The sequence below is a fragment of the Limnobacter sp. genome, from assembly GCF_036405155.1.
Taxonomy (GTDB): domain Bacteria; phylum Pseudomonadota; class Gammaproteobacteria; order Burkholderiales; family Burkholderiaceae_B; genus Limnobacter.
Genome location: NZ_DASWYD010000004.1, coordinates 85,145 through 106,986 on the forward strand (window position 1 = coordinate 85,145; position 21,842 = coordinate 106,986).

Sequence of the window (21,842 nt, forward strand, 5' to 3'; positions counted from 1 at the left end):
GTCATTTCACAACGCGATGCTCAAGCTTGTGCTCAAGGTAATGGATGCTGGTGCCGCCCTCGATAAAGCGCGCATCGTCCATCAGTTCCCGGTGCAGCGGGATGTTGGTTTTGATGCCGTCCACCACGGTTTCGGCCAGTGCCTGGCGCATGCGGGCCATGGCCTGCTTGCGGTCTTCACCGAAGGTGATGATTTTCGCGATCATGGAGTCGTAATGTGGAGGCACGTTGTAGCCGGAGTACACGTGCGAATCTACCCGAACGCCCGGGCCGCCCGGTGCGTGCCAAGCCTTGATGGGGCCTGGGGAGGGGGTGAATTTGAACGGGTCTTCGGCATTCACGCGGCACTCAATGGCGTGTCCACGGAATTCGATGTCGCGTTGGCGGAAGCGCAGTTTTTGGCCGGCTGCAATGCGGATCTGTTCCTGAACGATGTCCACGCCCGTGATGAGTTCGGTCACCGGGTGCTCAACCTGCACGCGGGTGTTCATTTCAATGAAGTAGAACTCGCCATTTTCGTACAAAAATTCAAAAGTGCCGGCGCCCCGGTAGGCAATTTTCCGGCAAGCCTCGGCACAGCGCTCGCCAATGCGCTCAATCAACCGGCGTGGAATGTTCGGTGCAGGCGCTTCTTCAATCACCTTTTGGTGGCGGCGCTGCATGGAACAGTCCCGCTCACCCAGCCACACTGCGTTTTTGTGCTCATCGGCCAGCACCTGGATTTCAATGTGCCGTGGGTTTTCCAAAAACTTTTCCATGTACACGGCCGGGTTGTTAAACGCCTGGCCGGCTTCTGTTTTGGTCATGGTGACGGCGTTGAGCAGTGCTGCTTCGGTGTGCACCACCCGCATGCCACGGCCGCCGCCGCCGCCGGCGGCTTTGATGATGACTGGGTAGCCAATTTGGCGGGCAATTTTCACGATCTCGCGGGGATCGTCGGGCAACTCGCCCTCGGAGCCCGGTACGCAAGGCACGCCCGCTGCAATCATGGCGCGTTTGGCGGACACCTTGTCGCCCATCAGCAAGATGGACTCGGCACGGGGGCCAATGAACACGAAGCCGCTTTTTTCAACCCGGTCTGCAAAGTTGGCATTCTCGGACAGGAAGCCATAACCGGGGTGGATGGCTTCCGAGTCGGTCACTTCGGCCGCACTGATGATGGCCGGAATATTGAGGTAGCTCTCTTTGGAGGAGGGCGGGCCAATGCACACCGATTCATCGGCCAATTTGACGTATTTGGCGTCAATGTCGGCCGTGGAGTGCACTGCAACGGTTTTGATGCCCAGCTCTCGGCACGCTCGCAATATGCGCAAGGCAATCTCGCCCCGGTTGGCGATCAGGATTTTTCCAAACATGGTGATCGTCCTCCGACCTACTCGATGATGAACAGCGCTTGACCGAATTCAACAGGTTGGCCGTTGTCCACCAGAATGGCCTTCACCACGCCGGCTTTGTCGCTTTCGATTTCATTGAGCAATTTCATGGCTTCAATGATGCAGAGTGTTTGGCCTTCCTTAACGGTGCTGCCAATTTCAACAAAGTTGGAGGCGCCGGGGCTGGGGGCGCGGTACAAGGTGCCCACCATGGGTGATGTCACCTTGTGGCCGCTTTCAATGGCCGGAGCGGCCGGTGCACTGGCCACCGCCGGTGCAGCAGCTGCAACCGCCGGTTGGGCTGCGGGTGCCATCATGGTTGGGGCAGCCATGGCGTATTGCACGGGCTGGCTTTTCACAATTCTCACTTTGCCTTCGCCTTCCGTCACTTCCAGTTCGGAAATGTCGGATTCAGCCACCAGGTCAATGAGGGTTTTAAGCTTTCTGAGGTCCATCTACGACTCCATCGAGGAGGTTGATCGTTTGGGCCCGACTCTTGGGACGGGCCATCGAGGTGTGTCGCTTGGTGCTGCCCATTTGCGCTTAATGTTGTATTAAGTTCGCTCAGTGTGCGCCCAATTGCGATCTATTTCTAGTTGGTACTGCCGAAAGTACAATGCGCGTTTTCATGGTGCACATGCAGCAATTTCGAACTTGCGTGAGCATACAACAATTTACCGGGTGAGTGCGGCCTTGATTTCATCGGCATGGATTCTGCCGGCTTTGGTGAGGATTTTTTCACCATCTGCGTTCAAAACGACGGTATAGGGCAACCCGCCCTGGGTATTGCCGAGTTTTTTGGCGAGCTCTGTTCCAGTTAGGCCACCCAGTACCACGGTGTAGTCTACCGGTGTTTTTTCCAGAAATTGCTTCACGTTCGAGGGTGAATCAATGGCAATACCGATCAATTCAATGTTCTTGGCCTTCAGTTCTGGGTACAGGGCGTTGAGTTCTGGCATTTCTTCCACACAGGGGGGGCACCAGGTGGCCCAGAAGTTCACCACCACGGTTTTTCCTTTCAGTGCTGCCATGTCCAAGGCTGTGCCTTGAGGGGTTTCAAAGGTTTGACCGGCCAGCGGGTAAGCAGTTTGAGTGCTGACAGGGGACAGGCCCAGTTGCACGGATGCGAAAAAACCAATGGCCAAGGCTGCAACGCCGGTCAATGCAGGAATCCACTTCTTGTTCATGATGCCTCGAGTAAGCGGGTCAAGCCCGGAATGTCTGTTTGGAACATAGACCCATCGCCATGGTTTCGGTTCAACAACCCACGCCGCTGCGCAGGGTTGGCCACACCCAGTTGCACCCACCGGTGTTTCCACTGGAATGCCACCGCTGGAAAAGCCTTGCCAGCCAACAAGGCATCCTCGCAGGCATCAAACGCCACGTTTTGATTGAGCAGCCAGTAGTCCACTTCCTTTTCATCGTCTGCAAACACCAGCAGGTGGATGTCGGAATGGGCGCTGCCAGTGCCGTTGACCTGTGCGCCGTACACAATCGGCTCAAAATGGGCCAGTTTTTGCATCAATTGCAGGGTGATTTCGCGCAGTTCACGCAGCTCGCGGGGCTGTGTGTCGGCCAAAAACAGGGCTTGATAGGCCCGCACTTCATCCTGAATTTCGGCATGGGTTGGAATGCGGTCGCGTGGAAGGCGCTCACGGCCGGCCACACTGCGAACCGCCTGATTGCAGGCCGAACCGTAGTCCAAACCATCTTCAGCAATCAATCGGGCCGCTGCCATGGCAATTTCACGGCGCAGATCGTCTTCCGGGGGGGTGAATTCGTCCATCGCCAGAGTGTATCCAAATTCGGAGGCACTACAATATGCACTTGCTCTGACAGGACGAAAGAATGCACATCCATATCCTCGGAATTTGCGGCACCTTCATGGGTGGCGTGGCCCAGCTGGCCAAGGCGCTGGGGCACACCGTGACGGGCTGCGATGCCAATGTTTATCCGCCCATGAGCACGCAGCTCACCCAGGCAGGCATTGCGCTGACCGAGGGTTTTGGGGTGGAACAGTTGGCCATACAGCCCGACTTGTGGGTGGTGGGCAATGTGGTGTCGCGAGGCAACCCCTTGATGGAAGCCATCTTGAACCAGGGCTTGCCCTACACCAGTGGCCCCCAGTGGGTGGGCGAACACATTTTGCGGGGGCGCACGGTGCTGGCGGTGGCCGGTACCCATGGCAAAACCACCACGGCGTCGATGTTGGCCTGGGTGCTGGACTGGGCCGGCCAAAAACCCGGCTTCCTGATTGGCGGTGTGCCCGGTGGTTTTGATGTGTCAGCGCGGTTGGGCGAAGGGCCCACCTTTGTGATTGAGGCCGATGAATACGACACGGCCTTTTTCGACAAGCGGTCCAAGTTTGTGCATTACCGGCCCCGTGTGGCCGTGCTCAACAACCTCGAATACGATCACGCCGACATCTTCCCCGATTTGGCGGCCATTGAGACCCAATTTCACCACTTGGTACGCACCGTGCCCAGTGAAGGGCGCATTGTTTGTCCAGCCAATACAGACAGCCTGCAGCGGGTGTTGAGGCGCGGCTGCTGGACGCCAGTGGACCATTTTGGTGTGCAGGGGCAAGGGGCGCTGGGCAACGATGTGGCCTGGCAGGCACGGCCGCTGGGCGCTTCCCGCTTTGAGGTGCTGCACCAAGGCGCTGTGGCAGGTACTGTGGATTGGGCTTGGTCGGGTGTGCACAACATCAACAACGCTCTGGCTGTGATGGCTGCGGCCCAAGCGCTGGGTGTGCCAGTGGCCACAGCATGCGATGCGTTGTCCAACTTCCCGGGTGTGAAGCGCCGCATGGAATTGCGGGGTGAGGCCGATGGTGTGCGGGTGTACGATGATTTTGCCCATCACCCCACAGCCATAGACACCACGCTGGCGGGTGCCCGCGCTTTGATGAATGAACAGGCTGCGCGCGAAAACCGCCAGCCCGGCCGTTTGATTGCCTTGTTTGAACCGCGCTCCAACACCATGAAAATGGGCACGCTGGCGCAGGCCTTGCCAGCCTCGTTCAACATGGCCGATGCCGTGTTGTGCTACACCGCAGGCATTACCTGGAATGTGAACGACACGCTGAGCCCACTGGGCGAACGTTTGTTTGCCAGTGCCAACCTGGACGAGGTGATAGGCCGGGTGGTGGCGGATGCACGTGCGGGTGACTGGGTGGTGGCCATGAGCAACGGCGCATTTGGCGGCATACACCAGCGCTTGCTGGATGCCTTGGCCCAACGCCAGCAGGTTGCCTGACCATGTGGCCTTTTGTGCTGGAAAGCCCGGGTGGATTTTCCGCACCGCCTCAACCCTTGGACTGGGTGGTGTATTTGCACGGCTTTCGCTCCAGCTCGCGGTCTGTGAAAGCCCAAAAAACCATTGATGCGTTTGCGCAAGCAGGCCAGGGCGACCGCCTGTGGGTGCCTGATTTGCCCGCCTCACCGGCGCAGGCGCTGGCCTTGGTTGAAGACGAGTTGCGGGTTCGACTGCACAACAACCCCCGCTTGCGCTTGGGGTTTATGGGCAGTTCGCTGGGCGGCTTTTATGCCACGGTGTTGGGCGAGCGCCACCTCAATGCACGCGTTGCCTTGCTCAACCCGGCGGTGAAGCCTTACAACGATTTGCAAGAACAGATTGGCCGCAAGGCGGTGTATTTTTCCGATGAGGAAATCGAGTTTGTTCCAGCCTACCTGGACGAGCTTCGGGCCATGGAAACAACGCAGTTGACCCAGGCAGACCGCTACCTGCTGGTGGCGGCGACCGGGGATGAGGTGCTGAGTTTTGCCAGCATGGTGGCCCGCTACCCAGGGGCCCACCAATTGCGCATACAGGGCTCAGACCATGCCCTGAGCGATTATGACGAGCAACTGCCGTTTGTGCGCCTGTTTATGGGGTTGGCATGACAGTGAACCGCTGGCATGCTGCATGCCCGGCCACCTGGCCGACCTGGGCGCGCGACTGGGCCTGCACCACAGGCTCACTGACTGTGCGCTTAAAAAGCCTGCAACGGGGGTTTGAGGTGGAGCCCGTGGCGCAAGGGTTGGCTGCGGTGCCGCCACGAACAGTGCCTGATGACCTGGCGACACGGCGGCACACCATGCGGCAGCGGCTGGTGCGCTTGAAAGTGGGTGGCCAGGTGGTGGTGTTGGCGCAAACCGTGATGACCTTGAACGGCAAAGCCTGCGACTGGCCTATTTGGAGTCGACTGGGAAAGCGCTCCTTGGGGTCGGTGTTGTTCACCGATCCGCTCGTGAGGCGCGGCCCTTTGCGCTTTGCGCGCTTGCCCGCCAGCACGCCGTGGATACAACAATTGCTCCGCAGGCAACCGGCATGCGCGGGGTTGCCGGTGGATTTGAATTTGAATGCGATGCGGATGGTGTATGCCCGATGTGCGCGGTTTGAACGCCGCCCGGGCCGCACGCCGCTGTGGGTGATGGAAGTGTTTCTTCCCACCCTAAACCTTTTTAAGCAGGACACAGCATGAATGTGTATTTCGAAGAAGCCGGCGCCTTCAAAATAGGGCGGGTGCTTCAAGAGCAGGGCAACGCTTACCAGGTGGAAACCTTGCATGGCAAACGCACCAAAGTGAAAGCCAACAGCATCTTCCTGAAGTTTGATTCACCCGACATGGCCGAGTTTGCAGAAAGCATCGACGCCCTGTCCAAGGAAGTGGACACTCAGTTGCTGTACGACTGCGCACCGGCCGATGAGTTTGAGTTCACCGCAATGGCTCAAGAATACTTTGGTGAAAAGCCGAACGTGGTTCAGCAGGCCGCCACCTTGCTGGCCCTGCATTCGGCGCCGATTCATTTTCACCGCAAGGGGCGTGGCATGTACAAGGCCGCACCCGCCGATATTTTGCAGGCGGCATTGGCTGGTCTTGAAAAGAAGCGTTTGCAGGCCGAGCAGCAGGAGGCCTGGGCCGAAGCCTTGGTGCGACGGGAATTGCCCGACCCATTCTTGAAGCAGGCCGCTCTGCTGCTGGTGCGGCCCGACAAAAACAGTCAAGAGTACAAAGCCCTGATGCTGGCGTGCACCCGCGCAGGCCGCTCGCCCGACGTGTTGTTGCTGGAGTGCGGTGCGTTCAAGAGCGTGCACGAGATGATGCGGGCCCGTTTTGCGGCCGTGCATTTCCCCAGGGGTACCGAGATTGATTTGCCCGCGCCCGCCGTACCGCAGGAATTGGCTGAATTGCCAGTGGCCTCGGTCCGTGCTTTTTCAATTGACGACATTTCCACCACGGAAATTGACGATGCATTCAGCGTGGTGCTGCTGGAGGGCAAGCGCGCCCGCGTGGGGGTACACATTGCCGCACCGGCCTTGCTGATTGAGCGTGGCAGCCCGCACGACAAAGTGGCGCGGGACCGCTTGTCCACCGTGTACGCACCGGGCGACAAAATCACCATGCTGCCCGCCAATGTCGTGGAGTTCAGTACCTTGGCCGAAGGCCGCACCGTGCCAGCTGTCAGCCTCTATGTGGACGTGGACACGGAAACCGGCGAGGTGGTTGGCACCCACACCAGCGTGATTGAACAGGTGCCGATTGCCGCCAATTTGCGCCACAACCACTTGGACGAGGCCTTGAGTGCCGAGGTGCTGGAAGATGCGTCGCTCACCGAGTTGCCTGCAGTGGGCGAGTTTTTACCGGCGCTGAAGGTGTTGTGGACCTGTGCCAAGGCCCTGAAGGCGGAGCGGGAGCGCGTGCGTGGACAACCCGAGAAACATGCCCGCATCGACTTCAACTTTTATGTTCACGACGATGGCACGGTGGACATTGTGCCGCGCCGCCGCGATGCGCCGTTGGACATTCTGGTGGCCGAATGGATGATTTTGGTGAACCGGGAGTGGGGCGGCTTTCTGAATCAACACAAGGTCACCGGCATTTACCGAATTCAACCGCCCATGGGCCGCGTGCGCATGTCCACCCATGCTGCACCCCATGCGGGTTTGGGTGTGCCCCAGTATGCCTGGAGCACCTCACCCCTGCGCCGCTATGTGGATTTGGTTAACCAGCAGCAACTCATTTCGGTGCTGCGTTCGGAAGCCCCGGTGTACACCGCCACCGATGCCGACTTGCTGTCGGCGGTGAACAGCTTCGACATCACCTACAAGGCGTATGCCGAGTTCCAGCAAAGCATGGAACGCTACTGGTGCCTGCGCTGGATTCAACAGCGCAACCGCAAACAGTTTGATGGGGTGGTGGTGAAAGACGAACTGGTACGGCTGGATGAAATCCCTCTGTTTGTCCGCTTGGTGGGCGTCACCTCACCGGGCCGTGGTGTGCAGGTGGAGGTGGAGCTGGACGAGGTCGATGAATTGACCTTGACGGTGTCCTGCAAGTTGATTGCGTTGAAGAAAGGCACGCCGACCCGTTTGCTGGATGATGAGGAGTTGGATGAACTGGTGGGTGATTCACCGGTTGGTGAATCTGTTGGGGAAGCTGCGGATGTGGCACCCGACAATGGGGAGGCTGCCGCTTGATGGTGATGGGTTTCCAAGGCCGCATGTTCAACCTTCAGAAAGCCTTGTTGCTGTCTGTGGTGTTGCATGCTGTGCTGCTCAGCATTCACTTTGTGAAGCCCCGTGCGGACAAACCCCTGCGCGCACCCCTGGAAGTGATTTTGGTGAATGCCAAATCCGCCAAGTCGCCCGACCAGGCGCAGGCCTTGGCACAGGTTGCACTCGATGGTGGTGGGCAAGCGGACAAAGGCCGCGCAACCACCTTGCCCAGCGAGGCTGAAGATGAGGTGATGCAGCGCGAGTTGGTGGCCAGCCAGAAAAAGTTGCAGGCATTGGAGCACTTACAGCGTGAGCTGACGGGTGGTGGCCTGCGGTTTTCGCCCAAAGACCCAGCGCTTGGGCATGCGGATGGCAAGTCGTCCATCGAGTCGGCAGACAGCCGCAACGGCCAGGACAACCAATCCCAGCGTGCCCTGGAGATCAAGCGTTTGCAGGCCCAAATCGCCGACAACATCAAGACCTACAACGAACGGCCACGCAAGCATTTCTTTTCCCCACGCACATCGCCGTATATATTCGCCATGTACGAAGAAGCCTGGCGGCACAAAGTGGAAACCGTGGGAAATGCCCATTATCCCGATGAGCTGAAAGGAAAAATTTACGGCAAACTGCGATTAACTGCTTACATCAAGGCGGATGGCAGTTTAGAGGAAGTGGAAATTGACCGGTCGTCAGGCTCAACCATTTTGGACCGTGCGGCAGTGCGCATTCTTCGGCAATCCGCGCCGTTTCCGCCGTTTTCCTCAGACATGCGGCAAAAAATTGATGTGCTGGCCATTACCCGAACCTGGGTATTCAGCCGTGACGAAATACGGACCGAGTAGACACAATGAGCACGCCTTTGCGTTTGGTGGTTTTGGGCAACCCGATTGCCCACAGCAAGTCCCCAGCCATTCACCGGGATTTTGCCAGTCAGTTGGGTTTGCCTGTTCAGTATGAGCGTGTGCTGGCCCCGCTGGATGGCTTTGTAGGCACAGTGCGCGCTTTGCAAGCAGCGGGTGTGGCGGGTGCGAATGTCACCGTGCCCTTCAAGCAGGCGGCCTTTGAATTGGCTAGCCAGTTTAGCGAGGGTGCGCGGTTTGCAGAAGCGGCCAACACGCTGGTGTTTTCTTCGGAAGGCATACGTGCCGACAACACCGATGGCGGTGGGCTGTGTCGCGACCTGAACCGGCAACTTCAGGCTCAGCAGTTGAGCCTGGCCGATTGTGAAGTGGTGTTGCTGGGGGCCGGGGGTGCTGCCAGTGGTTGCATGGCCGCCTTTAAAAACCACGGTGTGCAGGCATTGACCATTTTGAACCGCACGGTTCACAAGGCTGAGGCCCTGGCCCAGCGGGCCAGCAGTATTGGCTTGCCCTCTGCAGGTGCTGGCTTTGATGCAAAAGCCCCATCCACCAGTTTGCCTCGCGTGGTGGTGAATGCCTCGTCGGCCAGCCTGGCTGGTGAGGCACCTGCAGTGGACCCCGCTTGGTACAACAACGCGGTGTTGGCCTACGACATGATGTACGGTGCAGAGCCCACAGCCTTTGTACGCAAGGTGGCGAGCATGAACCCGGCATTGCCCACCAGCGACGGTTTGGGCATGCTGGTGTTTCAGGCGGCTTTGGCCTTTGAAATTTGGACTGGGCGTGCGCCCGATGGGCTGGCCACCCTGGCCCGCATGCGACAAGGGTTGGGGCAGCAACATGGTTAAACGGGGCAATACACAACGAGGCGCCGGCGGTGTTGTATTCGCCCCGGTGCGCTGGGTGTTCAAGTTGCTGTTCTGGGCATTTTGTGCAGTGGTGTTGCTGCAGTTGTGGTACTTGGCGCAAATCACATACTGGGCCCGCTTTAACCCCAGCAGCACCAGTTTCATGAACATTCGCCTGGAAGAAATGCGCAAAACCGACCGCAGTGCGCAGCTCAAACACGAGTGGGTGCCGTACGACCAAATTTCGATGAACCTGAAGCGCGCTGTGGTGGCGGCTGAAGACAGCGGTTTCATGAACCACTATGGTGTTGAGCCCGAGGCCATCGAAGTGGCCATTCAAAAAAACCAGCGGCGCGGCAAGGTCACGCATGGCGGGTCGACCATCACCCAGCAACTGGCCAAAAACCTGTTTTTGACCAGCAAGCGCAGTTACATCCGCAAAGGGCAGGAACTGGTCATTGCCTTCATGTTGGAGGCGATTTGGGGCAAACGCCGCATTCTGGAGGTGTACCTGAACGTGGTGGAATGGGGCAATGGGGTGTACGGTGCGCAAGCCGCATCGCGCTATTACTATGGCGTCAATGCCAGCCAGTTGAACGCTGCCCAAGCCTCCCGACTGGCCAGCATGCTGCCTGCCCCCCGTTACTTTGACAAACGCCGGGGCTCACCCTTCCTGGCTCGAAAAACCGCCACCGTTCAAGCCCGGTTGTATCAGGTCGCGGTGCCCAAATAAAACACGTCTGCGTCAATTGGCCTGGTTCAGTCTTCACCCATCAGCTCAGCCCACAAGGCTTGGATGGGCTGACGCAGGGCCATCATGGCGGGGTCGCTGCTGCGGCTTTTTTCATGGCCAGCCAATCGAAGGGCGTGTTGTTTGGCACGCAGCAGTCGGTAGGCATCGGCCACTGTCTGCGCCAGGTCTGCGGGTATCAAGCCCAAATCACCCGACTTTTTCAGCAAGGCAATGTTGCCCTTGTTTTTGGTGAGCGCCGGGTATTGGTGTGAATGGCCCAGCACCAAGGCTTGCACCATGAACTCGACATCCACCATGCCGCCGCGGTCGTGCTTGACATCAAACAGTTCAGTCGGGTTGGGGTGGCCTTCCAGCATTTTGTGGCGCATCGCAATCACCTCACGTTTCACCTCAGCCCAGTCACGGGGCAGGCAAAGAATTTCATCCCGCAGGGCTTCAAACCGTTGCCCAATGTGTGCATCGCCCACACAGAAGCGCGCGCGGGTGAGGGCTTGGTGTTCCCAAAACCATGCACCCACACCGCCTTCACGGCGTTGGTAGGATTCAAATGAGTCCACGGTGCTCACCAACAAACCAGCCTCTCCATTGGGGCGTAAGCGGAAGTCGGTTTCAAACAGGGTGCCCGCTGCGGTGTGGGTGGTCAGCCAGCGGTTCACGCGTTTGGCCAGGCTCGCGTACAGTTCGGGTGCACGCTCGTCGTCGTCTTCAAACAGGAAAATCATGTCCAGGTCGGACGCATAGCCCAACTCTTTGCCGCCATGTTTGCCGTAGGCGATGATGGCAAATTTGGGTTGCTCCACATGGCGTTTGGGCACCTGGCTCCACGCGGCTTCCAGCACCACTTCCAATGTGCAGTCGGCCAGTTCGGACAACAGGTCCGACACCACTTCCACGGTCAGCAGGTTTTCAAGGTCTTGTGCCAACACCCGGAAGAGCTGTGCATGGTGTTGCTCGCGCACCAGGTCCATCTGGCGCTCCAGGTCGGGTTGCCCGTCGGGCGTCACGGCCTGTGCCAAGGCTTCCCGAACCTGGGCTTTCCATTGGCCAAAGTTGGGGGGTGCCAGCAGGGTGCGGCTGTCCAGCAACTCATCGAGCAAAATGGGGTGGCGAATCAGAAAATGTGCCGCCCAAGGGCTGGCCGCCAGCATGCGGCTGACGCGCATGCGCGCCACCGGGTATTCGTCCAGCAGCGAGAGGTAAGCGCCGCGTCGCGACACCGTCTCAATGAGGTCGCAGCAAAATTTCCAGCAGGTATCGGGCTCATTGGATGAGCCTGAGGCTGCCAGCAAAGCCGGCATTACCCGGTCCACCCGTTCCCGGTGGGCAGTGGGCAGCGTTTGGTAGCGGCCCGACTCGATAAACTGTTGGTAACGGTCTTGGGCTGCCTGCGGGTTTTTAAATCCTTGGGTGAGCTTTTCCGGCCAGGGCAGGGACAGGTCCGCAGTTTCTTCGTCTTCGGTTTTGTCGCCAAACACCAGGTCAAAGTGATCGGCCACAAAGGCCATGTGCTCGGTCAGGGTTTGCTGGAACAGCGCAGCATCGTCAAAACCCATGGACAAGGCAATGCGCTGTACCTCGGCATCACCTGCAGGCAAGCGGTGGGTTTGGGCATCGTCCACATACTGCAGGCGGTGCTCTACATCGCGCAAAAAATGGTAAGCCGCCACCATGCGTTCAAATTCGTGAGCATTGAGCAAACCCAGTTCAACACACACCGCGAGTACGTCCACTGTGCGCCGCCGTTGCAGCTTGGGTTCGCGCCCACCCCGAATCAGCTGAAAAGCCTGGGCCGTGAATTCAATTTCGCGAATACCGCCGCGGCCCAGTTTGACGTGCACGGTGCCGGGGTGCTGGTGCTCACGTTTGTTCACCTCGCTGCGAATTTGCGCATGCAAGGCCCGCAGAGCCCGAATGGCGCCGAAGTCGAGGTATTTCCGGTAGACAAAAGGCCGAATGATGCTGTTCAGGTTGTTCAGCGTTTGCTGAAAAGCCTCGTCCTGGCTGGGGTTCACCGTCCAGTTGATGACCCGCGCCTTGATCCACGCATAGCGTTCCCATTCCCGGCCCTGCACCATGAAATACTCTTCCAGCATGTCCAGGCTGACCACCAGGGGGCCCGAGTCGCCATTGGGGCGAAGCCGCATGTCCACCCGGAACACAAAGCCGTCCTCGGTCACTTCCGAAATCAATTTGATCAGCTTGCGGCCCACTTGGGTAAAAAATTCTGCATGGGACTGTTTGCGGCCGGTTGGACCACCCAGGGTCTCGCCGTCCTGGTTGTACAAAAAAATCAGGTCAATGTCGCTGGAGGCATTCAGTTCTAGACCCCCCAGCTTGCCCATGCCCACCACCATCAGGCTGTCTTGCTGCTCGGGCTCACCATACCGTTCGACCTGGGCAGCGTGGCAGTGGTTGAGTGCAATTTGCACCGAGGCATCGGCCAAAAAGGACAGGGCCTCGGTGACCTCAAAGAGTTCCGCCTGCTTCAACAGGTCCCGTTTCATGATTTCCAGCATGCTGCGCTGGCGGGCCAGCCGCAGTGCCTTCATCAGCGCCGCCTCGTCGCTCAGGCCCCGCGCCGGTTCCAGCCAGCGGTTGATGAGCGTGATCAGGTCCAGCCCCGGGTCGGTGTCGGTGTTCCAGTCCGGAAAACGGTTCAACCAGCGTTGGGCGTAGTGCGAATGGGCGGGCCACACAGCGTGGCAGAAATCCATGGGGAGGGTCATGTGGTGGCGGTACGGTAAGGGTGCTTGGTTTTACAATAGCGTACACGATGTACCACTTCTTGTTGGAAGCACTGTTTGCTGGACGAATCCACCCCTGTTGAAATGACCACACTGGCTGTGGTTGACCCGTGGCGCCGGGCGCGCACCTGGGCGTTTTGGGTGTTGGCTTCCCTCTACATCCCGTTGTGCATGGCCTTGATTGCGCTCAAGTGGTGGGTGTTGCCGCAGGTGGATACTTATCGACCCCGCCTGGAGCAGTGGTTGAGCGAACAAACCGGTCAGCCCGTCAAAATGGGTGCGCTAAAGGCCCAATGGCGGGGCTTAAGTCCGCAAATCACGCTGGAAGGGCTCACCATTTCAAGGGCTGATGGCACGCCCGGCTTTGAAACACCGCTGGTTCGCATGGACTGGTCGCTGCCCAGTTTGCTGGCTTTCAACCCCAATTTGTCCAATCTGGAAATTCATTCGCCCGTGTTGCAAGTGCGTCGGTTGAATGACGGGGTGTTTGAAGTGGCTGGCATTCACATCAAGCCGGACGGACGTACCGACAACCCTGGTCTGGACTGGTTGCTGCGTCAGCGGCGCGTGTTGCTGAACGACATTCAAGTGGTGTGGCAAGACGACCAAGGCCTCTGGCCCAACGCGGCCATTACACAGGGTGAGGTCCTTCTCCGCAATGCGTTTGGGCAGCACCGTTTGGGGGGCGAGCTGGTGTTGCCTGCCTTGGGCCAGCAACCCATCCGCGTTCAGTCCCGATTCAGCACGCCTTTGTGGTCGACCCAACCCGGCAATGTCCGGAATTGGTCCGGCGTGGTGTTTACCAGCCTGAAGCTGGACAATTCGGAGCCCATCGCCCGTTTGCTGAAACTGTTCAAACTGGACGTGGGCTTGGAGGCTGCCGACGCCCGAATCTGGCTGGATTTTGCAGAGGGTCTTGTTCAAGGTTCCCTCATGGATGCCCGGGTGGAGCGTTTCAGCCTGTCCAATCCGGATGTGGATGCCTCGCCATTTCGTTTGACCCATGCCAGTGCCTTGGTGGAGGTGCAGGGTGAGCATTCATTGTTCAAGCCCACTGCAGTCACCTTGAAAAACCTGACCGGGCAGCTGAGTGGGCAACGCCAGTTTGGCCCTAGTAATGTGGGCTTTGCCAGGGCTGAAGTGCAAAGTGCCTTGAACTGGTCACTGATTGTTCAAAATCTGGATGCTGAGCAAGCGCGAGCTGTGGCCCGTGAATTGGCCCCGCACATTGGGCAGGCCGAGGCCTTGGCGCGCCTCGATGATTACGACATTTCCGGCCGTCTCGACAAAGCCCTGTTAACCTGGAAAACACCGATTTCCGCGGTAAGTGGGAATGCTGGCCAGGAATCTGCGCCCGTTGATCTCGCCTTTCAAAGCGATGTGGTTTTTCGGGACTTGACCTTGCTGCACACCAGCGAGATTCAAACCAAAGGCCAGCCAGCTCGCAAGCAGGTCACAGGTTTTCGACATCTCAGTGGTTCGTTCAGGGGCAATAACCAAAAAGGCCAGTGGCAAATCAACGGCCAGAACAGCAGTTTGGCGCTGCCTGAGGTGTTTGAAACCCCCTCGCTGGAATTTGCAGACCTCCAAGGTGAAGGCCGCTGGGCGAACCTGTTCACACCCGGCTCGCCGGTTGACCTCACCGTTCAACAGCTTCGGGTACATAACGCCGATTTAACAGCTGATGTGCAGGGCACTTACCGTTTTGTTGAGCAGGGGGAAGATGAAATGAACCTCCGGGGTTCGATTGAACAGGCCCAGGTTCAACAAGTGCCCAAGTATTTGCCCTTGGTGGTGGGTGAATCGGCCCGCAGCTGGTTACAGACCGGCCTGAAAGGTGGTGTGGCCCGGCAAGGCCAATTTGTGATCGAGGGCAAGGTCAGTGATTTTCCGTACGGTGAGGCCAAGTATCCGGGGCGTTTCAACATCGACATTCCCTTTTCAGAAGGTGTGCTGCAATTTGCACCCGAGTGGCCCCAGATCAGCAACATTCGCGGCCGGGCCGTGTTTGAAGGCAAGGCCATGCGCATTGTGGCGGACACCGCCGAAACCCAGGGTGTGCCGCTGCGCAACGTGGAAGCCAAAATTGCCGATTTGGGGGCCACCAAAACACTGTTGACCATTGATGGCCACGGTGAAGGCGAACTCAAGAACATGGTGGCGTATGTCAACAACAGCCCGGTGAGTGGCCTCTTGGGGCAGGCACTCAGCAAAGCGGATGCGGAGGGCAATGCAAAGTTGCTGCTGGGCTTGCGCATCCCCCTGGATGCTGTTCAAAACACCGAGGTCAAAGGCAACCTGCAATTGAAGGGCAACGCCATCAAACTGGTGCGTGGCATGCCCAAGGTCACTGCGTTGGACGGCAGCATTGCCTTTTCCAACAAAGGCCTGCGAATCGACCAATTGCAGGGGCAGGCCCTGGGTGCTCCTGTTCAAATCAAAGGCACCACCGACGCCAACGGTCGCATGGAAATTCGGGCCACGGGTGTAGCCCGCGCCGCTGGTTTGGCCCAATACCTCAACCCCTTGATGGAGCCGTATTTGTCCGGCTCAACGCCTTTTAGTGTCATGGTCAGCAGCCGCAACAATCGGCTGGACATCGACATCAACAGCCAGCTTCAGGGCTTGGAGGTCAAACTTCCCGCGCCATTGGGTAAAAAGGCGGATGTTCGTTTGCCCCTCAAAATCCAGCAATCCATCAGCAACAACACGGGCCGGTGGACGGTGGACTTGGGGCCAGATGGCAGCACCAACAGCGCCGCCATGGCAGGCCAATTGCGTGCGGTGGTCAGTGACCGTGGTGAACAAACCGACGTTGATTCACTTCAGTTTGTGATTGGCACCCCCTTGCCAGTGCCTGCTGCTGGCATTCAGGGTGACGTGCGGGTGGCCACGCTGGATGTCGACACATGGCGCAACATTGTCGATCAAATTTCTGGTGAGGCCTCGGCCCACAAAGGCAGCGCGCAACGCCCCACCGGTTTGTTGGGCGACTGGTTGGCAGAGCAAGGGGATGGCTCAGCCCGGGTGCGCCTGCGCCTGCGCGCAGACAAAATCAACCTCAGTGGCAAGTCGTTTGAAGGCGTGTCGCTCACGGCCCGCACCATTGAAAAGCGTTGGCAGTTTGATGTGGCAGCCAAAGGTGTGGATGGCTACTTGTCCTGGGTGAAAGACAAAGCCCGCCCGGAAGGCGCTGTGCTGGCACGCTTCAAAAAGCTGACCATTCCGAAGTCGCTGGATGGCGGGGTGAAAAAGCTGGTGGATGAACCCGCATCCAGCATTCCTGCACTGGATGTGCAGGCCGATGAGTTTGTGATGAACGACCTGCGCATGGGTGCGCTCACGGTGCGGGCATTCAACCAAACCCGGGATGAAGTGCTGTCCAACCCGCAGCGGCAACGCGAATGGCGTCTGGAGGAGTTGAAACTTGAAAACCCCGAGTCCGTGACTGTAGCGAAAGGCGTTTGGCAGTACACCCCGGGCCTCGTTAACCAACGCACAGACCTCGACATCAATCAAACCGTGAAAGACGCCGGTGGGTTGCTGGCCCGCTTGGGCATGAATGATGTTTTCAAGGGCGGTGAAGGCACCTTGACCGGCCGTCTGCGTTGGAACGATGGGCCCACCAGCATCGATTACGACAGCTTGAGTGGGCAGTTCAAACTAAGTAGCCGAAAAGGCCAGTTTTTGAAGGCCGACCCGGGTGCCGCCAAGTTGCTGGGCGTGCTGTCACTGCAAAGCATTCCTCGGCGCTTTACGCTGGACTTCAAGGACATTTTTTCCCAAGGTTTTGCCTACGACACCATTGAGGCCGATGTCACCCTGAATGAAGGCATAGCCACCACCCGAAATTTCAAAATGACGGCGCCCAGCGCCACGGTGCTGATGGACGGCACCCTCGACCTTGACAAAGAAACGCAAAACCTGAACGTGGTGGTGTTGCCTGACTTGAACGCCACCGGGGGGTCGCTGGTGTATTCGCTGATTGCAGCCAACCCCGCAGTGGGCATTGCCTCTCTGATTGCAGATTTTTTGTTCAAAGACCCCATTTCCAAGGTGTTCTCGGTTCAGTACAAGGTCAGTGGTCCATGGGCATCACCTACCATTGAACGCCTGAAAAAGTCGGGTGAAACCGGCGATGCCCGAGGAGGATGAATGACCCCAAACACGCCTGCCGCAGTGCGCGTTGCTGCCCTGCAAATGATTTCCACCCCCGAGCTAGAGCGCAACCTGGAAACCGCCGAGCGCCTTGTTCAGCGGGCTGCCGCCGAGGGCGCCGAGTTGGTGCTGTTGCCGGAGTATTTCTGCCTGATGGGCCACAAAGACACTGACAAACTGGCCATTGCCGAGGCCTATGGACACGGGCCCATCCAAACATTTTTGTCCGAAGTGGCGGCCAGCAACCAAGTCAACATCGTGGCGGGCACGCTGCCGCTGAAAGTGCCCGAGGTCGATCTGCCCGATGCAACACCGCGGGTGTTCAACAGCAGCCTGGCCTTCGACAGCACAGGCCAGTGCGTGGCCCGCTACGACAAAATCCACCTGTTCTGCTTTAACAAAGGCGCCGAGAGTTACGACGAGGCCCGGGTGTTGAAAGCCGGCAACACGCCCGTGGTTGCCGAATTGGCTGGCTTGAATGTCGGCTTGTCAGTCTGTTACGACCTGCGCTTTCCCGAGTTGTACCGCCGCATGGGGCAGCTTCAAGGCCCGCTGGACCTGATCCTGATGCCGGCTGCATTTACTTACACGACCGGCCGTGCCCACTGGGAGGTGTTGATGCGCGCCCGCGCCATTGAAAACCAATGCTATGTGCTGGCCTGCGGGCAGGGCGGTCTGCACCCCAATGGTCGCCGCACCTATGGGCATTCCATGCTGGTGAATGCCTGGGGTGAGGTAGAGGCTGTGCAAGCCGACGGTGAGGGTGTGGTGATGGGCACCGTGGACCCTGCTAAGATGAACGATATCCGGGCCAGCCTGCCAGCGCTGACCCACCGCGTGTTGTAAAAGGAACATCCATTCATGAACGTTGTTGACCCATCCATCGAAAACCTCGCCATTGCCCAAAACCTGTTGTGGACGCCCTACGGCATCGACGAGCAGGTGGTGCACAAGGCCTTTGGCGAAATGTTCAGCCACAAGGTGGATTTTGCCGACCTGTATTTTCAGTATGGGTGCGTGGAAGGTTGGTCCCTGGATGAAGGCATTGTCAAAAGCGGCAGCTACAACATTGAGCAAGGCGTGGGCGTGCGCGCGGTCAGCGGCGAAAAAACTGCCTTTGCCTATTCCGACGACATTGCTTTGAAGCCCATCTTGGCGGCGGCCAAAAGCGTGCGTGAAATTGCCGCCCTGGGCAAAACCGCCAACCGTAACCTCAAAACAGGCAAAGGCTTTACCGCCAATGCTGGTTTGGCGCTGTATGCGCCGCTCAATCCCATTCCATCCCTCAGTTCAACCGAGAAAGTGGCCCTGCTGAAGCGTCTGGAGCAGTTTGCCCGCAAGCGGGACCCCCGCGTGAAGCAGGTGATGGCCAACATTGTGGGCGCCTACGACGTGGTGCTGGTGGCCCGCAGCGATGGCGTGCTGGCCGCCGATGTTCGCCCCTTGGTTCGCATCAATGTGAGCGTGGTGGTGGAGCACAAAGGCCGCCGCGAAACCGGCAATTCTGGCGCGGGTGGCCGATTCGACTTTGCCCGGTTTACCGATGAGTTTTTGCAGGCCCATGCCCACAAGGCGGTGGACGAAGCCTTGGTCAACCTCGAAGCCAAACCTGCACCGGCAGGCGCTCAAACCGTGGTGCTGGGCTCGGGCTGGCCCGGCATTTTGCTGCATGAAGCCATTGGCCATGGTCTGGAAGGCGACTTCAACCGCAAGGGCAGCAGCGCTTTCTCGGGCATGATCGGCCAACGCGTGGCCGCCAAGGGCGTGACTATTGTGGACGATGGCACACTGGCGGGCCGCCGGGGTTCGTTGAACATTGACGATGAAGGCAACAAAACCGAGTGCACCACACTGATTGAAGACGGCATCCTCAAGGGCTACATTCAGGACATCACCAACGCGCGTCTCATGAAAATGCCGGTGACCGGCAATGGCCGCCGCGAGAGTTTTGCCCACCTGCCCATGCCCCGCATGACCAACACCTACATGTTGAATGGCAACAAAACGCCCGAAGAAATCATCGCCAGCGTGAAGGACGGTGTGTACGCCGTGAACTTTGGCGGCGGCCAGGTGGACATCACCAGCGGTAAGTTTGTGTTTTCGGCTTCGCTGGCCTACAAAATTGAAAACGGCAAAATCACCTACCCCTTGAAAGGCGCCACGCTGATTGGCAACGGGCCAGACTCACTCACCAAAATTTCCATGGTCGGTAACGACATGGCCCTGGACGACGGCGTGGGTACCTGTGGCAAGGAAGGCCAGAGCGTGCCCGTTGGTGTGGGGCAACCAACCCTGCGGATTGACGGTTTGGTGATGGGTGGAACGCAGTAAAGGGCTTAACCGACGCTTGCGCTGTGTCAGCGAGACCACAGAAAACCTTGTTACAATCCGGTACTTGGCTTGCCCGGCACAGCAAAAATCGTTTAGAGTAAAGGCATGAAATATACCCACGCCCATTCTTTTTACGCGTTTTACAGCTTCTTTGCCTGGTTTTGGCAAGCGGCGGACGAGGGTTGTGCGTAACACACACTGAAGTACCAAACACCCAAAACCGCCAGGCTCTGAATACCTGGCGGTTTTTTTTTAACCCATGGGTCGCGAAAACGGGTTGATAAAAAACACGCCAGCGCTCAGGAGAATTGGCAATGAACACGGTAACAGACGACTTGAGAATCAAAGAAATCAAAGAGCTGCAAACCCCCGCAGCCCTCATCGCAGAGGTGCCCATCACCGAGGCCATCGCTCAAACGGTGTCGGGCTGCCGCAAGGCCTTGCACCAAATTTTGCATGGGGCTGATGACCGCCTCATCGTGGTGATGGGCCCTTGCTCCATCCACGACACCAAGGCCGCCATGGAGTACGCTGGCAAGCTGATGGCCTATCGCCAAAAGTACGCGGAAGACCTCGAAATCGTGATGCGGGTGTACTTCGAAAAGCCCCGCACCACCGTGGGCTGGAAAGGCTTGATCAACGACCCCGACCTGGACGGCAGCTTCCAGATCAACAAGGGTTTGCGAATTGCCCGTGAAGTGCTGGTGAACATCAACAGCCTGGGCCTGCCCGCCGGTACCGAATTTCTGGACATGATTACCCCGCAGTACATTGCCGACCTGGTGAGCTGGGGTGCCATTGGTGCCCGCACCACCGAAAGCCAGATTCACCGCGAACTGTCTAGTGGGCTGAGCTGCCCAGTGGGCTTCAAAAACGGCACCGATGGCAACGTGAAAATTGCAGTGGACGCCATCAAGGCCGCCCAGCACCCCCACCACTTCCTGAGCGTGACCAAGGAAGGACGCAGCGCCATTGTCAGCACCACCGGCAATGAAGACTGCCATGTGATTTTGCGCGGCGGCAAAGCGCCCAATTACGATGCAGCCAGCGTAGAAGCAGCGGCTGTTGAGATCGGCAAATCGGGCCTGGCTGCCCGCATCATGATTGATGCCAGCCACGGCAACAGCAGCAAAGTGCCCAAAAACCAGGTGGGCGTTTGCGACAACATTGCCGAGCAGTTGGCTGCTGGCGACCGCCGCATCATGGGTGTGATGGTGGAAAGCCACTTGGTGGAAGGCCGCCAAGACCTGGAGCCGGGCAAGCCCCTCACCTACGGCCAGAGCATTACCGACGGCTGCGTGGGTTGGGATGACAGCCTGCAGGTGCTGGAAACCCTGGCTGCAGGGGTGCGCAAGCGCCGCTTGGCCTCTGCTGGGCAGTAAACGCCGGGCAGTCACAGCACACCTCAGGGTTTGCAGCCAGCAGCCCCAATCCACCAGCCAAACCGGGCCCTGTGCCCGGTTTTTTTACGTCCAGGCCTGGCGTCTGCAGAACTGAGGCGTTTCGAACCATTCATTTGCAAAGTGCTACTTAGGGGTCCATTTCAAATCATGGAGGCCTTAATGCCATACGCCGAAAGCAGTTGCATGCAGTTGAAAGCACAGGGTTTGCAACACGACATGCTCAGCAGCGTTGGCGCGTTTAACGACTGGTTGGGGCCGGTTCGGGAAATCAAGGCGCAGGCGAAGGTACTCAAAGATGCGGTGAAATCGCTTGGCCGTGAAGCGTGCCCCCAACTCAAAGCCTCCGCAAAAAATGTGTACCAACTCAGCAGCAATTTGAAGGCTGGTCTCAAGGCCATTTTCCGAACCTACGACGAGGACCTTAAATGCATCCGCAAGGGAAAGCCCCCCTACTCATTGTTCGATCGGGAGCAGGAGCTTGGCACCTTCAAAGACCATGTGCGCTTTGCTGAAAGCCTGGTTGCAGCGGTGCTCGACCCCACCGACGCACCCGACTGTCAAGGCCATGCTGTTGACGGTTCCGAAAAACACCATCCATTGGCGTTGGCCTACGGCGATGCCAACTTGCGCGTGGCCCCGTCCGAGAAAGTGGCAAAGATCGCGGATGCCTATCGCAAAACGGTTGGGGCTACCAAAACACTGCACACTTCCATCCAATCTTCGGCGGTTCGCAGCCGTGTGTCGCCTTTCTCAGAAGATCCAGACTATCTCGTGACCCAGGCCAACCAACGTGCGCAGCGCTATCCGTCCTATGTCGCAGACCACTGGTGAGGTGTCTTTAATCCACGTATTGGAAAGGCGATGATTG

The 21,842-nt window shown here is 58.4% G+C and carries 17 protein-coding genes; 12 read left to right on the plus strand and 5 right to left on the minus strand.

Translation table 11 applies throughout. The features are described from left to right. Nucleotide 1: 1 nt before the first annotated feature. The 4 genes from accC to VGE55_RS04360 form a co-directional block, all read right to left on the minus strand. Nucleotides 2-1,354 carry an acetyl-CoA carboxylase biotin carboxylase subunit gene (gene accC, locus VGE55_RS04345; RefSeq protein ID WP_331130483.1) on the minus strand — a complete coding sequence of 451 codons (1,353 nt, stop codon included), beginning with the start codon at nt 1,352-1,354 and terminating at the stop codon, nt 2-4. A 17-nt stretch (nt 1,355-1,371) separates the two neighbouring features. After that, nucleotides 1,372-1,827, minus strand: coding sequence for an acetyl-CoA carboxylase biotin carboxyl carrier protein (gene accB / locus VGE55_RS04350; RefSeq protein ID WP_331130484.1), 456 nt, complete (start codon nt 1,825-1,827; stop codon nt 1,372-1,374). Between the two features lie 219 nt (nt 1,828-2,046). Then, the gene (locus tag VGE55_RS04355; protein WP_331130485.1) at nt 2,047-2,559 is read right to left on the minus strand and encodes a TlpA disulfide reductase family protein; all 513 of its coding nucleotides are present in this window, start codon (nt 2,557-2,559) and stop codon (nt 2,047-2,049) included. Then, complete coding sequence (locus tag VGE55_RS04360; RefSeq protein ID WP_331130486.1) at nt 2,556-3,158, minus strand: hypothetical protein; 603 nt, start codon at nt 3,156-3,158, stop codon at nt 2,556-2,558. The genes VGE55_RS04355 and VGE55_RS04360 overlap by 4 nt, the downstream gene beginning before the upstream one ends. Nucleotides 3,159-3,220: 62 nt before the next feature. Between VGE55_RS04360 and mpl the strand changes: the two genes are divergently transcribed. From mpl to mtgA, 7 genes are read left to right on the plus strand one after another with little or no spacing between them, the layout of a single operon-like run. Further along, nucleotides 3,221-4,630: a UDP-N-acetylmuramate:L-alanyl-gamma-D-glutamyl-meso-diaminopimelate ligase gene (gene mpl, locus VGE55_RS04365; RefSeq protein WP_331130487.1), complete on the plus strand. Its 1,410-nt coding sequence runs from the start codon at nt 3,221-3,223 to the stop codon at nt 4,628-4,630. A 2-nt stretch (nt 4,631-4,632) separates the two neighbouring features. Beyond that, nucleotides 4,633-5,277, plus strand: coding sequence for a YqiA/YcfP family alpha/beta fold hydrolase (locus tag VGE55_RS04370; RefSeq protein WP_331130488.1), 645 nt, complete (start codon nt 4,633-4,635; stop codon nt 5,275-5,277). Next, complete coding sequence (locus tag VGE55_RS04375) at nt 5,274-5,858, plus strand: chorismate--pyruvate lyase family protein (RefSeq protein ID WP_331130489.1); 585 nt, start codon at nt 5,274-5,276, stop codon at nt 5,856-5,858. The genes VGE55_RS04370 and VGE55_RS04375 overlap by 4 nt, the downstream gene beginning before the upstream one ends. Beyond that, entirely contained in the window at nt 5,855-7,855 is a 2,001-nt protein-coding gene (locus VGE55_RS04380; RefSeq protein WP_331130490.1) for a ribonuclease catalytic domain-containing protein, read from the plus strand. The genes VGE55_RS04375 and VGE55_RS04380 overlap by 4 nt, the downstream gene beginning before the upstream one ends. Continuing rightward, a complete protein-coding gene (locus VGE55_RS04385; protein WP_331130870.1) occupies nt 7,855-8,718 on the plus strand; it encodes a TonB family protein in 864 nt (287 codons plus the stop codon). Before VGE55_RS04380 ends, VGE55_RS04385 begins: the two co-directional genes overlap by 1 nt. A gap of 5 nt (nt 8,719-8,723) precedes the next feature. Further along, on the plus strand, nt 8,724-9,584 hold the full coding sequence (gene aroE, locus VGE55_RS04390) for a shikimate dehydrogenase (RefSeq protein WP_331130491.1): 861 nt from the start codon (nt 8,724-8,726) through the stop codon (nt 9,582-9,584). Further along, nucleotides 9,577-10,317: a monofunctional biosynthetic peptidoglycan transglycosylase gene (gene mtgA, locus VGE55_RS04395; RefSeq protein ID WP_331130492.1), complete on the plus strand. Its 741-nt coding sequence runs from the start codon at nt 9,577-9,579 to the stop codon at nt 10,315-10,317. Before aroE ends, mtgA begins: the two co-directional genes overlap by 8 nt. 26 nt (nt 10,318-10,343) lie before the next feature. On the opposite strand, the gene glnE is transcribed toward mtgA, so the two are convergent. After that, the gene (gene glnE, locus VGE55_RS04400) at nt 10,344-13,052 is read right to left on the minus strand and encodes a bifunctional [glutamate--ammonia ligase]-adenylyl-L-tyrosine phosphorylase/[glutamate--ammonia-ligase] adenylyltransferase (protein WP_331130493.1); all 2,709 of its coding nucleotides are present in this window, start codon (nt 13,050-13,052) and stop codon (nt 10,344-10,346) included. An 87-nt stretch (nt 13,053-13,139) separates the two neighbouring features. Between glnE and VGE55_RS04405 the strand changes: the two genes are divergently transcribed. From VGE55_RS04405 to VGE55_RS04425, 5 genes are all read left to right on the plus strand, one after another. Then, on the plus strand, nt 13,140-17,237 hold the full coding sequence (locus VGE55_RS04405) for a YhdP family protein (protein WP_331130494.1): 4,098 nt from the start codon (nt 13,140-13,142) through the stop codon (nt 17,235-17,237). Then, the gene (locus VGE55_RS04410) at nt 17,238-18,086 is read left to right on the plus strand and encodes a carbon-nitrogen hydrolase family protein (RefSeq protein WP_331130495.1); all 849 of its coding nucleotides are present in this window, start codon (nt 17,238-17,240) and stop codon (nt 18,084-18,086) included. It begins immediately after the preceding gene. 15 nt (nt 18,087-18,101) lie between these two features. After that, entirely contained in the window at nt 18,102-19,571 is a 1,470-nt protein-coding gene (gene tldD / locus VGE55_RS04415; protein WP_331130496.1) for a metalloprotease TldD, read from the plus strand. A 314-nt stretch (nt 19,572-19,885) separates the two neighbouring features. Beyond that, the gene (gene aroG / locus VGE55_RS04420; protein ID WP_331130497.1) at nt 19,886-20,953 is read left to right on the plus strand and encodes a 3-deoxy-7-phosphoheptulonate synthase AroG; all 1,068 of its coding nucleotides are present in this window, start codon (nt 19,886-19,888) and stop codon (nt 20,951-20,953) included. A 180-nt stretch (nt 20,954-21,133) separates the two neighbouring features. After that, nucleotides 21,134-21,805: a hypothetical protein gene (locus VGE55_RS04425; protein ID WP_331130498.1), complete on the plus strand. Its 672-nt coding sequence runs from the start codon at nt 21,134-21,136 to the stop codon at nt 21,803-21,805. Nucleotides 21,806-21,842: the final 37 nt, after the last annotated feature.

Coding starts and splice junctions, on each gene's coding strand:
- accC (WP_331130483.1), bottom strand. CDS start 1,354: ATGTTTGGAAAAATCCTGATCGCCAACCGGGGCGAGATTGCCTTGCGC.
- accB (WP_331130484.1), bottom strand. CDS start 1,827: ATGGACCTCAGAAAGCTTAAAACCCTCATTGACCTGGTGGCTGAATCC.
- VGE55_RS04355 (WP_331130485.1), bottom strand. CDS start 2,559: ATGAACAAGAAGTGGATTCCTGCATTGACCGGCGTTGCAGCCTTGGCC.
- VGE55_RS04360 (WP_331130486.1), bottom strand. CDS start 3,158: ATGGACGAATTCACCCCCCCGGAAGACGATCTGCGCCGTGAAATTGCC.
- mpl (WP_331130487.1), top strand. CDS start 3,221: ATGCACATCCATATCCTCGGAATTTGCGGCACCTTCATGGGTGGCGTG.
- VGE55_RS04370 (WP_331130488.1), top strand. CDS start 4,633: ATGTGGCCTTTTGTGCTGGAAAGCCCGGGTGGATTTTCCGCACCGCCT.
- VGE55_RS04375 (WP_331130489.1), top strand. CDS start 5,274: ATGACAGTGAACCGCTGGCATGCTGCATGCCCGGCCACCTGGCCGACC.
- VGE55_RS04380 (WP_331130490.1), top strand. CDS start 5,855: ATGAATGTGTATTTCGAAGAAGCCGGCGCCTTCAAAATAGGGCGGGTG.
- VGE55_RS04385 (WP_331130870.1), top strand. CDS start 7,855: ATGGTGATGGGTTTCCAAGGCCGCATGTTCAACCTTCAGAAAGCCTTG.
- aroE (WP_331130491.1), top strand. CDS start 8,724: ATGAGCACGCCTTTGCGTTTGGTGGTTTTGGGCAACCCGATTGCCCAC.
- mtgA (WP_331130492.1), top strand. CDS start 9,577: ATGGTTAAACGGGGCAATACACAACGAGGCGCCGGCGGTGTTGTATTC.
- glnE (WP_331130493.1), bottom strand. CDS start 13,052: ATGGATTTCTGCCACGCTGTGTGGCCCGCCCATTCGCACTACGCCCAA.
- VGE55_RS04410 (WP_331130495.1), top strand. CDS start 17,238: ATGACCCCAAACACGCCTGCCGCAGTGCGCGTTGCTGCCCTGCAAATG.
- tldD (WP_331130496.1), top strand. CDS start 18,102: ATGAACGTTGTTGACCCATCCATCGAAAACCTCGCCATTGCCCAAAAC.
- aroG (WP_331130497.1), top strand. CDS start 19,886: ATGAACACGGTAACAGACGACTTGAGAATCAAAGAAATCAAAGAGCTG.
- VGE55_RS04425 (WP_331130498.1), top strand. CDS start 21,134: ATGCCATACGCCGAAAGCAGTTGCATGCAGTTGAAAGCACAGGGTTTG.